The organism is Mesorhizobium sp. P2_B5 (assembly GCF_056404775.1).
This window is the reverse complement of the sequence record NZ_JBFUDJ010000002.1, coordinates 723,691-739,324: the sequence shown is the minus strand read 5'-3', so window position 1 is coordinate 739,324 and position 15,634 is coordinate 723,691. Positions and strand designations below refer to the sequence as shown.

General features: G+C 63.6%; 12 protein-coding genes. 8 read left to right on the top strand and 4 right to left on the bottom strand.

Translation table 11 applies throughout. The features are described 5' to 3' along the window. Positions 1-17 precede the first annotated feature (17 nt). Together AC1D1N_RS10025 and AC1D1N_RS10020 are read left to right on the top strand one after the other, a co-directional pair. A complete protein-coding gene (locus tag AC1D1N_RS10025) occupies positions 18-1,547 on the top strand; it encodes an MDR family MFS transporter (RefSeq protein WP_477348248.1) in 1,530 nt (509 codons plus the stop codon). Positions 1,548-1,598: 51 nt separating this feature from the next. Further along, positions 1,599-2,435: an amidohydrolase family protein gene (locus AC1D1N_RS10020; protein ID WP_477348247.1), complete on the top strand. Its 837-nt coding sequence runs from the start codon at positions 1,599-1,601 to the stop codon at positions 2,433-2,435. 55 nt (positions 2,436-2,490) lie between these two features. On the opposite strand, the gene AC1D1N_RS10015 is transcribed toward AC1D1N_RS10020, so the two are convergent. Continuing rightward, positions 2,491-3,276, bottom strand: a complete 786-nt coding sequence (locus AC1D1N_RS10015) for an SDR family NAD(P)-dependent oxidoreductase (RefSeq protein WP_477348245.1) — start codon at positions 3,274-3,276, stop codon at positions 2,491-2,493. 83 nt (positions 3,277-3,359) lie between these two features. On the opposite strand from AC1D1N_RS10015, the gene uxuA reads away from it, so the two are divergent. Continuing rightward, entirely contained in the window at positions 3,360-4,544 is a 1,185-nt protein-coding gene (gene uxuA / locus AC1D1N_RS10010; protein WP_477348243.1) for a mannonate dehydratase, read from the top strand. Between the two features lie 12 nt (positions 4,545-4,556). Here uxuA and AC1D1N_RS10005 read toward each other — a convergent pair whose 3' ends face one another. Further along, a complete protein-coding gene (locus tag AC1D1N_RS10005; protein ID WP_477348241.1) occupies positions 4,557-5,732 on the bottom strand; it encodes an alpha-D-ribose 1-methylphosphonate 5-triphosphate diphosphatase in 1,176 nt (391 codons plus the stop codon). A gap of 311 nt (positions 5,733-6,043) precedes the next feature. Here AC1D1N_RS10005 and AC1D1N_RS10000 point away from each other — a divergent pair, with 311 nt between their 5' ends. The 5 genes from AC1D1N_RS10000 to AC1D1N_RS09980 all read left to right on the top strand — a co-directional run bounded on the left by AC1D1N_RS10000 (position 6,044) and on the right by AC1D1N_RS09980 (position 12,995). Further along, the gene (locus AC1D1N_RS10000) at positions 6,044-7,333 is read left to right on the top strand and encodes a D-arabinono-1,4-lactone oxidase (RefSeq protein ID WP_477348239.1); all 1,290 of its coding nucleotides are present in this window, start codon (positions 6,044-6,046) and stop codon (positions 7,331-7,333) included. Beyond that, entirely contained in the window at positions 7,330-8,502 is a 1,173-nt protein-coding gene (locus AC1D1N_RS09995) for an alanine racemase (RefSeq protein ID WP_477348237.1), read from the top strand. The genes AC1D1N_RS10000 and AC1D1N_RS09995 overlap by 4 nt, the downstream gene beginning before the upstream one ends. A gap of 22 nt (positions 8,503-8,524) precedes the next feature. Further along, positions 8,525-10,237: an aldehyde dehydrogenase family protein gene (locus AC1D1N_RS09990; RefSeq protein ID WP_477348235.1), complete on the top strand. Its 1,713-nt coding sequence runs from the start codon at positions 8,525-8,527 to the stop codon at positions 10,235-10,237. A gap of 61 nt (positions 10,238-10,298) precedes the next feature. After that, a complete protein-coding gene (locus AC1D1N_RS09985; RefSeq protein WP_477348233.1) occupies positions 10,299-11,951 on the top strand; it encodes an FAD-binding dehydrogenase in 1,653 nt (550 codons plus the stop codon). A gap of 159 nt (positions 11,952-12,110) precedes the next feature. Then, positions 12,111-12,995, top strand: coding sequence for a hypothetical protein (locus AC1D1N_RS09980; RefSeq protein ID WP_477348231.1), 885 nt, complete (start codon positions 12,111-12,113; stop codon positions 12,993-12,995). Here the strand turns inward: AC1D1N_RS09980 and AC1D1N_RS09975 are convergent. Then, entirely contained in the window at positions 12,967-14,508 is a 1,542-nt protein-coding gene (locus tag AC1D1N_RS09975) for a hypothetical protein (RefSeq protein ID WP_477348229.1), read from the bottom strand. The two genes, AC1D1N_RS09980 and AC1D1N_RS09975, sit on opposite strands and share 29 nt — an antisense overlap. Beyond that, positions 14,505-15,632: a glycoside hydrolase family 5 protein gene (locus tag AC1D1N_RS09970; RefSeq protein ID WP_477348227.1), complete on the bottom strand. Its 1,128-nt coding sequence runs from the start codon at positions 15,630-15,632 to the stop codon at positions 14,505-14,507. Before AC1D1N_RS09970 ends, AC1D1N_RS09975 begins: the two co-directional genes overlap by 4 nt. Positions 15,633-15,634 lie beyond the last annotated feature (2 nt).

Here is a 15,634-nt window from a genome sequence, read left to right as displayed (position 1 = left end):
AAGTTACGGAGACCCCGATGACTGTCGACCAGACGCTGCCAGATGCGGCGCCCGTGGAGGCCGAAGCCAGGCCCGATCTGACGACACTGGTCGTCTATTTCGGTGCGTTGATCGCCATGTTCATGGCCACCATCGACATGCAGATCGTCGTCACCGCCTTGCCCACCATTGCCGGTGAACTCGGCAATCTGCATCTGTTCGGCTGGGTGGGTGCCGCCTATCTGCTGTCGACCGCCGCGGTCTCGCCTTTCTACGGCAAGCTCGGCGATATGTATGGCCGCAAGAATGTCGTGTTGACGGCGATCGGCCTGTTTCTCGTAGGGTCGCTGGTCTGCGGCATGGCTTGGTCGATGGAGAGCCTGATCGCCGCGCGCGTGCTGCAGGGCATTGGCGGCGGCGGGCTGATGGTCTCGGCCTTCGCCATGATCGGCGAGTTGTTCGGGCCGCGCGACCGCGCCAAATACCAGGGCTACAGTTCGGCGGTGTTTGCGCTGTCGTCGGTGCTCGGTCCGCTGGCCGGCGGCTACATCACCAGCCTGTTCGGCTGGCGCTGGGTGTTCCTGGTCAACCTGCCGATCGGCATTATCGTGATGGCGGTGCTGGCCTTCGCCATGCGCAGCCGGTTCAACGAGAGAAAGCACCACATCGACTATCTCGGCGGCGCGCTGCTCGCCATCGGCACGACGGCCATCGTCTATTGGGGCTATCATGTGCTCGACCCCACAGGGCCGGACCTCATCACCTTCGCGCTGCCGCTGGTCGCACTGGTCGCCATCGTCCTGTTCATCATGGTCGAGCGCCAGGCGGAAGAACCGATCGTGCCGTTGCGGCTGTTCGGTAACTCGACGGTCAGCGTCGTCTCCGGCGTGTCGCTGGTCGCCGGAACGGTGACGCTGGGCATGTTCTTCTATTTCGCGCTCTACATGCAGACGCTGACGGGTCTAAGCCCTGCCGAAGTCGGCTTCCTGTTCCTGCCGGCGTCGCTGACGTCGATGGTTATTTCAATCGTCGCCGGTCGCGTGATTGCCGCAACCGGACGCTACAAATGGATGCCGGTGGTCGCGATGGCTATCGGCGGGTTCCTGATGCTGGGCTTCGTCGTCACCAACCAGCACACGCCGATCTGGGTGCTGGCGACAATGATGGCTGTGTTCGGCATCAGCATGGGTCTGCAGTTCCAGGTGTTGATCGTGGCGATCCAGGCGGCGGCACCCGTGCAGGACATCGGCGCGGTGACGTCGCTGATCACCCAGGCGCGGACCTTGGGAGCATCACTGGGACTGGCGCTGAATGGCGCTGTGATGATCTGGGCCCTGAACCGGCAGACTGCCGAACTCCCCGCCGATGCCGCCGCCCTGCTGCCGCAGGGCCTGAACGGGTTGACCCCCCACCTCGCGTCAAGCCTGCCGGGCGCGATCCGCGAAGTGGTGCTCGACCATTACTCCAGCGGGTTCAATGTGATGTTCATCTGGGTGGCGGCGCTCTACTTCGTTGCCATGGGGCTGACGTTGCTGCTCGAGGACAAAGAGATCCCGAAGCGGCATTGAACCAGGCCTGGAATATCTGGCGACGATACGAAATCGACTCGCGAGGAAAGCATGATCATCGACACCCATCTGCACCTGATCGATCTGTCGGCGCTGCGCTATCCCTGGCTTGCCGGCGCACCGGCGCTCAATCGCGATTTCCCGCATGAGGAGTATGCGACCCAGGCCCGCCGCGCCGGCATCGAGGCGGCATTGCATATGGAGGTCGATGTCGATCAAGCCGACATCGAGGCCGAGACCAGCCATGTCAAGGCGCAGTCGCAGCAGGCGGGCAGTCTTTTGCGCGGCGCGATTGCCGCTTGTCGTCCAGAGGAGGGCGGCTTTGCCGCCTATCTCGAACGCCAACAGGCCGATCCCTTCGTCAAGGGGTTCCGCCGCGTGCTGCATGTCATGCCGGACGAGCTTTCGGACAGTGCGCTGTTTCGCGACAACATCAAACGGCTTTCCGGCAGTGGGCTGACCTTCGATCTCGTGGTCCTGCCGCATCAGATTCCACGCGCGATTGCACTCGCCGATCTCGCGCCGGACGTCCAGTTCGTTCTCGACCATTGCGGCGTGCCCGATATCAAAGGCCGCGCCGAGCACCCATGGCGCGAGCACATGGCCGAGATCGCGCGGCGCCCCAATGTCATTGGCAAGATTTCGGGCGTCGTGGCCTATGCGGACCCCAGCTCGTGGAGTGTCGAGAACTTGCGCCCCTATGTCGAACACACGATCGGGTCTTTCGGTTGGGATCGCGTCGTCTGGGGCAGCGACTGGCCGGTGTGCACGCTTGGCGGAGGGCTCGCGACCTGGGTGGCGGCGACGCACGCGCTGATCGCGGGCGCCAGCCCCGAGGAGAGGATGAAATTGCTGTCGGGCAATGCCAGGCGGATGTGGAAGCTATAGGGCGATCGGACAAGGTTCGCGATTGCCGGCAAGCGTGCAGAACGCCATCACAGCCTTACTTCACGCCAATGCCTGCCGTCAGGCCGCCATCAATCTTGTAGTCGGCGCCGGTGCAGAAACCGGCTTTCGACGAGCACAGGAAAGCGATGAGTTCCGCCACCTCCTCCGGTTCACCGATGCGGCCGAGCGGATGCGCCGCGCCGAAGCGCTTGTAGGCCTCTTCGACATCGGCATCGCTGCCACTCTCGCCACGCGCGGCCTTCTCCAGGATCGGCGTGCGGATCGAGCCCGGGCTCACCGAATTGACGCGGATGCCGGCAGCCGCATAGTCGAGCGCCAGCGAGCGCGTCAGCGTGTGGATGGCGCCTTTGGTGGTGGCGTAGGCGGCGACGTTCTGCTGGCAGGCGAAGCCCTGCACGGAGGCGACGTTGACGATGGCGCCGCCGCCGCGCTTGATCATTTCCGGAATGCCGAAATGCGCGGTCAGATAGATGGAGCCGACATTGACCGTCATTGCCCGGTTCCAGGTTTCCCAATCGGTGGTCGTCGCGGTACCGTAGGGATGCACCGCGGCCGAATTGACGATGACGTCGAGACCGCCGAACTTCGCCACGCCAGCCGCCACCGCGTCGCGTACCTGGTCGAAGACGGAGACGTCGGTGTCGATGACCAGCGCTGCTGCTCCAGCGCTTTCCAGTTGCGCTTTCATCTCCGCATTGGCGGCGCGGTCGATGCCGCAGGCGATGATTGCGGCGCCGCCGGCCGCAAGGCGCCTGGCTCCCGCGAGGCCAATGCCGGTCGTCCCGGTCACCAGGGCCACCTTGCCCTCGAAATCCATCATTTCTAAGAACTCCTTCCTTTTCTATCGACTCCCGTCGCGGTCCAACAATAAGTTGCCAACCTCTCGCAGAAGGAAAGCCGAAAATGGAACAATGCTGGCGCTGGTATGGACCTGACGATCCGGTGACACTCGATCATGTCAAGCAGGCTGGCGCCACCGGCGTGGTCTCGGCGCTTCACCATATCTACGACGGCAGGGCGTGGCCGGAAGCCGACGTGCTGGAGCGCAAGCACATCATCGAGGAAGCCGGACTGACCTGGTCGGTCGTCGAGAGCATCCCGGTCCACAATTCCTTCAAGATCGGCGCGCCGGAACGCGAGCGCTATGCCGGCTACTATCGCGATAGCATCCGCGCGCTGGCCAAGGCCGGCATCGCCACGATCTGCTACAATTTCATGCCTGTGGTCGACTGGACCCGCACCGATCTCGCCTACCGGTTGCCGACGACGGGTTATGCCCTGCGTTTCGACGCGATCGATTTCGCCGCATACGATCTGTTCGTGCTGAAGCGCAAAGACGGCGCCGACAGCTATACGCCGGCGCGTATCGCGCAGGCGGAGAAGCGGCTCAAGGAATTGCCGCCCGAGAAGATCGATCAGATCGAGCGCAATCTGATCGCCGGCCTGCCGGCGACCGAGCGCAAATATGATCGTGAGAGTTTTCGCGAGGCCTTGGCGGACTATGACGGGATCGGGCCGAAGGAGCTGCGCGACAACCTCGCCTGGTTCCTGCGCGAGATCATTCCTGTGGCGGAAGAGGAGGGGGTGCGCATGTGCATCCATCCAGACGATCCGCCCTTCTCGCTCTACGGTCTGCCGCGCGTCGTTTCGACCGCCGAGGATGCGCGCTTCATCTTGAGTGCTGTCGACAGCCAGGCCAATGGACTGACGTTCTGCACCGGCTCCTACGGCACGCGCGCCGACAACGACATTGTCGCCATGGTCAAGGAATTTGCCGACCGCATCCATTTCGCCCATCTGCGCAACATAACCATCGAGAAGGACGGCTCGTTCTACGAGGCTGAGCATCTCGAGGGTGGCACCGACATGGCGCATGTCATCCTGGCGCTGATGCAGGAAGAGGCGCGTCGCCACAGAGAAGGCCGCGCCGACTGGCAAATCCCTATGCGGCCGGACCATGGCCATCTGCTCGCCGATGATATCGGCAAGACAAGGATCAATCCCGGCTACTCGCTGATCGGCCGCCTGAAGGGCCTCGCCGAACTGCGCGGCATCATGCGCGCCGTGGAGACGTTCGGGCTGGCGTGACAGGGCTGGACTTTATGCCCCGTCATCCCGGCGCTGGCCCAGCGTGCCGTCGCTATAGATCATGCGGCCGGCACGGAATGTCGCCCGCACCCGCGCCACCGGCTGGCGATCGGCCACCACGAGATCGGCCAGAAGTCCAGGCTCGATGGCGCCGCGATCGGTCAGGCCTAGCGCTGTCGCCGGATTGGCGCCCGTCAGCGCTGCCGCCGCCACAAGACTGCCTTCGCGCAGTTCCGCCAGGCCGAGCACGGCGGGCAGGATCGAGGCCGGATGATAGTCGCTGGCGAGCATGTCGAGCAGCCCGGCTTCGTAAGCCTGGCGTGCCGAAAGATTGCCGGAATAGGACTGGCCGCGCAGCGCATTGGGCGCTCCCATCACGGTATGCATTGCGAGCCTCCGTGCTTCCTGCGCCGCTTCCAGGGTCACCGGGAATTCGCTCAGCGTGGCGCCAAGGCCGTGAACCAGCTCCACCTTCTCCAGCGTGTCGTCATCATGCGAGGCAAGCACGACGCCCTTGGCTTGCGCACGGGCTGACAGGTCCTGCAAACCGTTGAGCACATCGCCCTGGCCGTCGCGGCCGGCGATGCGGTGGCCGACGACCTCGGACGCCTGCGCAACTGACATGCCGCGCTCCTTGGCGATGCGGGCGATGTAGAGTTCGACGTCGCGATACTGGCCTTGTCCGGGCGTGTGGTCCATCAGCGAGATCAGATGCAGCCTGCCGGAATCCATCAGTCTTTGCAGCATGGCAATGGCCGGCGTGAAGGTGACTTCGAAGCGGGCATGGATGCGATGATCGACCAGCAAATGGTCCTTCATTCCGGCAATGGTGTTGATGATCGCCGACGTATGCTCTTCAGAGCGCGCTACGCCGCTGGTGACGCTGGCGCCGATGAAGGAGAGCGCGGCATAGGCGGTGGTGACACCGCAGGACGCCAGCTTCTTGTCGAGCTCGGCAATGCCGATCTGCATCGGCACATGCACGCCGAGGCGCGGCTCGACTTCCTTTTCCACCATGTCGCCATGCATGTCGATGAAGCCGGGCAGAAGCAGGCGGCCACCGCCTGAGATGTCGGCATTTTCGACCGGCTGGTTGCGGATCTCGGCAATCCGGCCGTTTTCGATGCGAATCGCGCCGCTCGGGATGACGCGGTCGCGCAGGACAATTTCGAATTCACTTAGCCACATGCAATTTCTCTTCGGGGGACAGGCGGTTCAGGACGGGTTCCCGGCCGGCAAGACCGAGGGACAGCCGTCCCATAACAGCTGCTTACCCCCGAAAAATGACAGTCGATGATATGCTTGGTGATTGACGCGAAAAGTCGTGAGGCATGAAGCCGACGGCCGCTTTCTTCTCAAGCCGGCTCAAGGCGGCGTACCGTCGATTGCCAGCTTGACAGAAAGCTGACAATGTATCATATTCAAAAAGCTGACTATGTATCATATTATTCCATGCAGCGATCAAGACCGGTCAAACCGGCGGTCCCAGGGAGGCGATTGTGGGAGAGGCTATCAGCCAGTGGAGCAATTGGTCGGGCTATGTCACGGCCACGCCCCAGGCTTTTGCCGAACCGCAAACTCTCGATGCGTTGAGCGTCGCCATTTGCAATTCGCCGGGACCGGTTCGTTTCGCTGGCACGGGGCACTCCTTCACGCCACTGGTCAAGAATGACGGAACCATCCTGTCGCTCGACCGCTTCGAAGGCCTGAAGGCGCATGATCCCGAAAGACTGACGGCGAGGGTCGGCGCTGGCACCAAGATCGGCGCGCTGGCGAAGCTGCTGCACGGCGTCGGCCAAGCGCTGCCGAATATGGGCGACATCGACAAGCAAGCGTTTGGCGGCGCGCTCGGCACCGCTACGCATGGTTCGGGCATTACGCTCGGCGCCTATCATACCCAGCTCGAGGCGATGCAAATCGTCGACGGTCGCGGCGAGGTCAAGGAATTCGACCGCGCCAAGAGCCCGGACATGATCGATGCCATGGGCGCCTCGCTCGGCGCCTTCGGTGCCGTCACTGAAGTGACGATCCGCAACATGGCGAGCTACCGCATGCGGCACCGCCGCTGGACGGCGCCGATCGCCGATGTGCTTGCGCAATTCGAGAGCACCATGACGGCGCATCGTTCGGCCGAGTTCTACTATGTGCCGTTTTCCGGCCAGGCGTTGCTGATCGCCAGCGACATCACCGAGGCGCCGGCGACCGTGCGCCCGCCGACGGAAGACGACGATGCCGTCACCACGCTGAGGAAGCTGCGCGACTATCTCACCTGGTTTCCGTGGCTACGCCGCCGTCTCATCGGCTCGGCCTTCGCGAAAGTGCCGGCCGAGGATTACGTCGAGGACTGGCTGAAGGTCTTCACCTCGGAGCGCAACGTCAAGTTCAACGAGATGGAGTACCACCTTCCGTTCGAGGAGGGGGCGGCGACGCTCGGCGAGATCATTGCGATGCTCGAGACGCGGTTCCCAGAGGTCTACTTTCCGATGGAGGTGCGCGTCGTCGCGCCTGACAACATCTGGCTGAGCCCGTTCTACAAGCGCCCGACCTGTTCCATCGCCATTCATCACGGCGTCGAGCGCGATCCGATGGCGTACTTCAACGCCGCCGAGCCGATCTTCCGCAAGCGCGGCGGCCGCCCGCATTGGGGCAAGATGCACAGCCTGACATCGAGGGACTTGAGCGCGCTCTATCCGCGCTGGAACGATACGATGGCGGTGCGCCGCGAGATGGACCCGGACAACCGTTTCGTGTCGCCCTATATGGCAAGGCTGCTCGGCGTCGCGGCATGAGCCTGACCGACACCTATTTCGCCGAACTATCCGGCGCGCTCAGGGCGGCCGAGATCTTTCAGCCTTGCCTGGTGCTTGATCTCGACCGGCTCGATCACAACATCGCTGCGATCAAGGCGAAGTTCGCCACGGGCCTCGACCTGCGCATCGTCGACAAGTCGCTGCCTTGCCTGCCGCTCATCGAGCACATCCGTGCGGCGTTCGCTACCGACCGGCTGATGACCTTTCATCTGCCAATCAGCGCTGAAATGCTGAAAGCCTTTCCCGATGTCGATCTCCTGCTTGGTAAGCCGATGCCAGTCGCCGGCGCCAGGCACGCACTGACCAAGGGTGTTCTCGCCGGTCTTGGCGAAGCGACGTCGCGCATCGTCTGGCTGATCGACACCGAGGAACGGCTGGCCGCCTATGGCGCGCTTGCCGCTGAGCTCGACCGCGAGCTGCGCATCTGCTTCGAGGTCGATGTCGGGTTGCATCGCGGCGGTATCGGCAATCCCGACGCACTGGCGCGGGCGGTGGCCACATTGGCGAACTATCCGCGGCTGAAATGCGAAGGCGTCATGGCCTACGAGGCGCATATCGGCCACATCCCCAAACTGCTCGGCGGACCGGCCAAGGCGCGCGCCAAGGCGGTCAGCCTGTTTCGTCAGTATGTCGGCTGCCTTGCGCCCGACCAGCGCAGGATCCTCAACCTTGGCGGCAGCAGCACCGCATTGCTCTATGACAGCTGGGTCGGCGCCAATGAATTGTCCATCGGATCGGCCTTCGTCTTGCCGACCGATTTCGACGTGCCCAGCCTCAGCCAGTTGCAGCCTGCCGCTTTCATTGCGACGTCGATCTTGAAGGTGATCGATGTCCAGGTGCCGGGCCTCGACCAGCGCTCATGGCTGCTGCAGAAGCTCGGGCTGCTGCCACGGCGCGGCTGTTTTCTCTATGGCGGCAAGTGGATGGCCAAGCCTGTCCATCCCGCCGGGATGAAGGCCGACAAGACGTTCGGCTTTTCGACCAATCAGCAATTCATGGCGCTGCCCGACGATGCCAATGTCGGGCCCGACGACTACGCCTTCCTGCGTCCGACGCAGAGCGAATTCGTGCTACAGCAATTCGGTTCGATCCAGGTTTATTCCGGCGGTAAGATCGCCGCGCAATGGGCCGCGCTGCCGTTTTCGTAAAATCGAAATGGAGGAGGACACGATGGTCGCAAAGGCAGTCAAAACCCACCCCGTGCAGCCTGAATGGGCAGCTGAACTCGACCTGGCGCTCACCGATCTCGACCGCAAGAAGGATGACTGGGCGCAGACCTCGAACAGCGAGCGGATCGCACTGCTGCGCAAGATCAAGGAGCATATCCGCGAGGTCGCCGAGGCATGGGTCAAGACCGCCACCCGCAAGAAGGGCATCCCGACCGGCTCGCCGCTGGAAGGCGAGGAGTGGCTCGCCGGCCCGGCGGCGCTGATGGATGGCTGCAACCAGTTCATCCACACGCTCAGCCTGATGGAGGGCAAGAAATTCCTCGACAGGCTGCCGGTCCGCACCTTGCCCAACGGACAGGTGGCGGTGACGGTGGTTCCGAACTCGCTCTGGGACAAGGTTCTGTTCACCGGTCTCAAGGCCGAGATCTGGATGCAGCCTGGCGTGACCAAGGCGAACCTCGCCGCAAACACCGCCTCGGCCTATGACGCGCCGGCAAGCAGCCGCAAGGGCAAGATCGGCCTGGTGCTCGGCGCCGGCAATGTCGCCTCGATCGCGCCGCTCGACTGCCTGCACAAGCTGCTCGTCGAACACCAGGTCGTCCTGCTCAAGATGAACCCGGTCAACGACTATCTCATCGATTTCCTGCGGCCGGCGCTGCGGCCGCTGATCGAGTTCGGCGCGCTGCGCATCGTGCGCGGCGGCGCCGACGTCGGCGCCTATCTGTGCAATCACGATCTGGTCGACGACATCCACATCACCGGCGCCGCCGCCTCGCATGACGCGATCGTCTGGGGTGCCGGCGAGGAGGGTCGCAATAACAAGGCTGCGGGGACGCCGAGGAACAGAAGGCGTATCACCTCCGAGCTTGGCGGCGTGGCGCCGACCATCGTGGTTCCCGGCCCATGGTCGGATGCCGAAATCGCCTACCATGCCGAATTGATCGCGACCCAGAAGCTCAACAATTCCGGCTTCAACTGCATCGCCTGCCAGATGCTGGTGCTGCCCGAAGGCTGGGACAAATCCGACGCGCTGCTGGCGGCGCTCGAAAAGGTGGTGCAGAAGGCTCCGTCGCGGCCGGCCTACTATCCCGGTGCCACCGAGCGCCTCGCCGCCTTCGAAGCGCATGCCGCCAGCGCTCAAAAATTCGAGCGGCCCGGCGGGCCGGCCTGCGTGGTGGTGCCGTTCCGGCCAGGCACGGACACCTATCTCGAAAAAGCCGAAGTGTTTGCGCCAGCACTCAGCGTCTTGCGGCTGCCGGCTGGCAACGCCGAATCCTACCTGCGCGCCGCGGTCGCCTACGCCAATGAAAAGCTGCACGGCACGCTGGCCGCCAACATTCTCATCCATCCCAAAACGATCGCCGAGATCGGCCGGCAGCGCTTCGAGGAGATCGTTGCCGAATTGCGCTATGGCGGCATCGGCATCAATTCCTGGAGCGGCGTTCTGTTTGCGCTGCTGCGGCCGACCTGGGGCGCTTTCCCCGGTCATACGCTCGACGATGTGCAGAGCGGCATCGGCGTCGTCCACAACACCTACCTGTTCGACAAGCCCGAGCGCAGCGTGCTCGAAGCGCCGTTCCGCATCATACCGAAACCGGCGTGGTTCCTGACACATAAAAGGGCGCACATCGTCGGCCGGCTGATCACCGAGTTTCACTACCGGACGAGCGTCCTGAAACTGCCGCGTATCATCTGGAACGCGCTGCTGGGATAGTGCCGAGTGGCAAGCGACGATCCCAGGGCAGCATCGCAAAGGCGAGACAGGAGTTACGACAATGGCTGACGCGGATGCAATCATTGTGGGCGGCGGGCTGGCCGGTCTGGCCGCCGCCGCCGAACTCGGCGAAGCCGGCAAGCGCGTGATCATCGTCGAGCAGGAAGGCGGCGGTTTTCTCGGCGGTCAGGCATTCTGGTCGCTCGGCGGCCTGTTTCTGGTCAATACGCCCGAGCAACGCCGCTTGCGCATCAGGGACAGCCGCGACCTCGCTTGGCAGGACTGGCTGGGTTCGGCCCAGTTCGACCGGCCCGAGGATCGCTGGCCAAGGAAAGTGGCGGAAGCCTATGTCGATTTCGCCGCCGGCGAGATGCGGCCCTGGCTGCACGCCATGGGCATGCGTTGGTGGCCGGTGGTCGGCTGGGCCGAGCGCGGCGGCGCGCTGGCCAATGGCCACGGCAATTCGGTGCCGCGCTTCCATCTGACCTGGGGCACTGGGCCGGGCGTGGTCGCGCCGTTCGAAAGGCGCGTGCGCGAACATGTCGCCAAGGGGTTGATCACACTGAAATTCCGCCATCAGGTCAGCCGGCTGGTCAAGACCAACGGCGCGGTCACCGGTGTCGCTGGCGAAATCCTGGAGGCGTCCAACGTCGAGCGCGGCAAGCAGTCGAACCGCACGGTCGTTGGTGACTTCGAACTCTCGGCCAGCGCGGTCATTGTCACTTCCGGCGGCATTGGCGGCAACCACGATCTTGTCCGCAAGGTCTGGCCGGTCGAGCGGCTAGGGCCGGCGCCGAAGCGTATGGTCGCCGGCGTGCCGCACCATGTCGATGGCCGCATGGTGGCGATCACCCAGCAAGCCGGCGGAGCCGTCATCAACGCCGACCGCATGTGGCACTATGTCGAGGGGATCAAGAACTGGAATCCGATCTGGCCGAACCATGGCATCCGCATCCTGTCGGCGCCGTCGCCGTTATGGTTCGACGCGCTCGGACAACGCATGGAGGCGCCGTTCTTTCCGAGCTTCGATTCGCTCGGCACGCTGAAGCGCATCCTGTCGACCGGGCATGATTACTCCTGGTTCGTTTTGACCAAGACGATCGCCTCGAAGGAGTTCGTGCTGTCGGGCTCGGAGCAGAACCTCGACTTCACCGGCAAGGATTGGCGGGCCGTGCTGAAGAACCGGCGCGGCGGCAAGGCGCCGCCATCGGTGGCGGCGTTTCTGGAAAAGGGCGAGGACTTCGTCGTCCGCGAAAACCTGGCCGACCTGGTCGCCGGCATGAACGCGTTGTCCGGCGACAATCTGCTCGACTACGACCGGCTCAAGGCGCAGATCGTGGCGCGTGACCGCGAGGTCGACCATGCCTACACCAAGGACGCGCAGGTCACGGCCATCCGCGGCGCCCGCAACTACATCGGCGACAAGATCTTCCGGGTGACCAAACCGCACAAGATACTCGACCCCAAGCACGGGCCGCTGATTGCGGTGCGCCTCAACATCCTGACCCGCAAGACGCTGGGCGGCCTGCACACCAACCTCAATTCACAGGTTCTCGACGGCGATGGCGAGCCCATTGCCGGGCTCTATGCGGCGGGCGAGGTGGCCGGCGGCGGCGGTGGCGGCTATCACGGCTACAATGCGCTTGAAGGGACATTTCTCGGCAGCTGCATCTTTTCCGGCAGGAATGCAGGCCGGCACGCGTCGGGCAGGTGACACCCTGGCCAATCCTGCCATCGACGCCGAGACAAGGCTATCATCGGGCGCCATAATGGGGATGTTTTCCGACGACAAAGCAGATTATTAATCGTCCTGCGTTATTGGCAGTCTGGGGGTGAATGGGTCTGGTAATCTGATCGTGTTCACGGGTCGACTATGGCAGTATTTGGTACCGTTCCTCCCGATCTCAGCTGCCGGCCAATTCACCAGGGTGATTGGGACGGCGTAGTCGATTGCCTGCGCCGGGGCTTTCCAGAACGCAGCCGCAATTACTGGATGCGGGCGCTTGCCCGTTTGTCGCAGCGTCCCGTCGTCGCCGATTTTCCACAGTACGGCTTTGCCTTGGAGAATGCCGGCCGGATCGTTGGCGTCGTGCTGACGCTCTACGCCCGCTTCCCTGGCCGGGAGGGCGACGAAATCCGCTGCAACATTTCAAGCTGGACGGTGGACGAAGGGTACCGCCCCCAGGCCATGAAGTTGATTTGGGCGATCCTCAGGCGGAGGGACGTGACCTTCACCAACATTTCGCCGGCGCCCTCGACATTGAAGGCCAACAAGGCACTCGGCTTTCAGCTTTTTTCCAATGGACAATTTGCTTTCCTGCCCGCCTTGAGTTCGGTACGGGGGTCGTGTCGGGTGCTTGAGGTTCGTCCCGATCTTGCCGAGTTGGCGATGCTCTCCGACGGCGAAAGATACATCGTCCTGGAACACGCCGCGCTGGGCTGCATCTCTCTGGTCTGCATTTGTGACGGGGTGGCGTCTCCGCTGGTGTTGATGCCGCGCCGAATACTGCATGGTCTCATCCCCTGCGCCCAGATCGTCTATTGCCGCTCCCTGGCGGATCTGAGCCGGTGTGCCGGCGCCGTGGGGCGCTTTGTCTTGCGAAGGGGAATCCTGCTTTGCCTCGTCGATGCCAAGGAGCCCATTCCTGGCCTGTTCGGCCGCTACTTCGCCAACCGGGGGATAAAATACTTCAAGGGTCCGAAGCCGCCGGCGCCCGGCGACCTGACTTTCACCGAGCTTGTGGTGTTCGGGCCGTAATTGCTCTTTGCATCGCCAGTTCGCGCCAGCGCGTGCCCAGCGACACGCCCACGAGCAGCAGGCAGAAGCCGAGTGCAAGCGGCGAGTAGAAGGCTTCTTCCTGCAGCACGGCATTGGCCGAGATGGTAACGATGACGACGAAACCGAACAGGAAATCCGGGTCGCGGGTTTCGATCAACTGCCGCCGTGCCGCCATGGCGAGCGCCGCCAGGAAACCGAAGAAGACAAAGCTGCCTATGCCCATCTGATAGAGCATGACGCCGACGGCGCTTTCGACGGGAACGGAGGCGACACCTTCCGCCTGGGCGTTGGCCCAGCTGAGATTGAGGCTGGTGCTCGACAAATTGCCGCCAAAGCCCAGTCCCTGTCCAAGTGGGTTGGCCAGGAAGTCGCGCAGGCCGGCCGTCAGGCCAAGCACGTGATAGTCCCCATGCGTTGCGCCATAGCCGATTGCCGCGGTCGTCCAGGCTAAAGCCAGGACTATGACGGCGGTGAGCGTAAAACCGGCACGGGAGGGGCTGTAGATCAGACGCATGGCGAGCGCCATGAGCAGCAGGAACGTCGCGCCCTTGGAGCCGATGACGAGCAGCAGCGGCAAGGCCGCGATCGGCAGCAGCCAGCGTCCCTTGAACAGCAGCCAGGCCGATATGATGCTGAGGGCATAGGCATAGCTGATCGGATGAAAATTCGGGCCGCCGACACGAAAGACGCTGGGCAGGATGTCGTTGAAGAGCGGCGTGTTGAAGAAAGTAGTGGTCATCACGTCCTCGAGCCCACGGAAAACGAAGCCGGTCTCCTGCAGCGCCTTCTCCCAGACGCCGGTCTCGATCTGCCGCGAAATGCTGCGTTCGATGTAAAGGTCGCCATGGAAGAGGCTGAGGAAATTCATCGTGAAGATCAATTCCAGATATCCGTAGACGACCGCGCCGGCACCGAGCCACAACATGCTCTTGCGCAGGTCGACCGGATAGAGGCTGGCGGCGAGCACGGCGATGTGGAAGCAGGCAAGCGGCGTGATCGTGTTGCGGAAATAGACGACCGCGTCCTTGGGCTGGCCGTGCACGACCCCCAGGGCGAGATAGAAGGTGATGGTTCCACAGAGCACGAGGCTGAGCAGCAGCCAGAAGCGCAATTCGATCAGGGCGCGCACGCGGTGCTGGAACGACGCGGCAAGGAAAATGCCGAAGGCGCTCATCAGGATGACGAAATTGGTACCGCGCAGCGAATCGAACGTATCGTTGTCCGGGATGTAAGGGGTGTACCAGGTGACCACGAGGTTCTGGTAGAGGAAGGCGCAGATGATCAGGACGGGAACGCCCGCGGGCAGGGCGTTGGACACGATTAGCGTCAGGAGGAAGGTCGCGGCAATGCCGAACGGGGTCCAGACGGCAAAGGCCGAAACCGTCAAGACAACAACGATCAGCGACACGCAGACATGCAGCAGTGCGTCGCGCGGGGCTGCCAGGCTTTGCGCGCGCAGGCCGACTGGCGGATAGGCTCCGGTGACGCTCATAGCTGGCCCGCCTCGCCCAGGAGGGCAGCCATCATCGAGGCGTCGAAACCTTCAGTGCTCTGCCTGCTGGCGATGAAGCCAAAGCCCTGGTCGAGCTCCCAATAGGTCCAGCCGATATGGTTGGCTTCGGCGGCCTCGCGCACGGCACGGACCCAGGCCGCGCGGCTTTGCGCATCGACGCAGAAATTGAGCACGCCGAATTCGTTCAGCATCACCGGGCAGTCATGAGCCGCCGACCAGCGTGCGGCCTCGGCAAAGTTCGCGGCGATCGCGGCCTGCGTCCATGGGTTCGAAAGTTCGTTCTCGAGCAGGGAAGCGGCTTCTTTGTCGCCGGCAGTGCGCAGTCTAGCAATGAGCTCGCGGACCGCCGGAGTCTCCCTTGTCGCGGGAAAGGGCAGGTTGGCCATGCGCGCCAGCGGCGACGTATCCCAGTTCTCGCATTGATGGGTGAACGCCATTGGTGCGTAGAAATGGATGGCGGCGATCTGGTTGTCGTCGGCCAGAGGCGGCGTATCGGCTATTTCCCATATGCCCTGGAAGCGTGCAGGGCCCCAGACCAGTGTGTGGCGCGGACATGTTGCGCGCAGCGTCTCGGCGAGCCTGTCGCGCAGCGCCAGCCAGACGGCGTGCTCCATCGGCGGCTCGTTCAGCAGCTCCGGATAGACCGAGGCCGCCGGCAGATCGGCGATGACGGGACGCAAGGCCGTCCACGCCTGCACAACCTGTTCGCTTGCGCCCGCCGGATCGCGTTCGAAAGCGGCGTGAAGGTCGGCGGACGGGTGCATGTCGACGAGAACGGCAAAGCCCAGCCCGGCAAGGTCGGCGACGCCGTCACGGATGCGGACGAGCCCGGCCGTGTCGCCGGCCGAGATAAGATCGCTGTTCACCGGCAAGCGGATGGTTTCGAACCCCGACTGGCGCAGCTTTTCCAGCGTCGCAGTGGCGGGAGCAATCCCTGCCTCGCGATCGAGCCATCCCGGAAGATTGAAGCCACGTGATGGAATGCTGCGCGCGGTCGTCGTTGCGGAGGCCGGGAAGGGGAGGCCGGCCAGCACAGCCCCGCCGGCCAGAGCGAGCGCCTGCCGCCGTGACATCACCGGCAGCGATGTCAGCTCCGCCGGCACGG

Bases quoted from the DNA above. Each gene is read 5' to 3' on its own strand.
- AC1D1N_RS10025 (WP_477348248.1), top strand. From the start codon at position 18: ATGACTGTCGACCAGACGCTGCCAGATGCGGCGCCCGTGGAGGCCGAA.
- AC1D1N_RS10005 (WP_477348241.1), bottom strand. From the start codon at position 5,732: ATGTGGCTAAGTGAATTCGAAATTGTCCTGCGCGACCGCGTCATCCCG.
- AC1D1N_RS09995 (WP_477348237.1), top strand. From the start codon at position 7,330: ATGAGCCTGACCGACACCTATTTCGCCGAACTATCCGGCGCGCTCAGG.
- AC1D1N_RS10015 (WP_477348245.1), bottom strand. From the start codon at position 3,276: ATGATGGATTTCGAGGGCAAGGTGGCCCTGGTGACCGGGACGACCGGC.
- AC1D1N_RS09990 (WP_477348235.1), top strand. From the start codon at position 8,525: ATGGTCGCAAAGGCAGTCAAAACCCACCCCGTGCAGCCTGAATGGGCA.
- AC1D1N_RS09975 (WP_477348229.1), bottom strand. From the start codon at position 14,508: ATGAGCGTCACCGGAGCCTATCCGCCAGTCGGCCTGCGCGCGCAAAGC.
- AC1D1N_RS09980 (WP_477348231.1), top strand. From the start codon at position 12,111: ATGGCAGTATTTGGTACCGTTCCTCCCGATCTCAGCTGCCGGCCAATT.
- uxuA (WP_477348243.1), top strand. From the start codon at position 3,360: ATGGAACAATGCTGGCGCTGGTATGGACCTGACGATCCGGTGACACTC.
- AC1D1N_RS10020 (WP_477348247.1), top strand. From the start codon at position 1,599: ATGATCATCGACACCCATCTGCACCTGATCGATCTGTCGGCGCTGCGC.
- AC1D1N_RS09985 (WP_477348233.1), top strand. From the start codon at position 10,299: ATGGCTGACGCGGATGCAATCATTGTGGGCGGCGGGCTGGCCGGTCTG.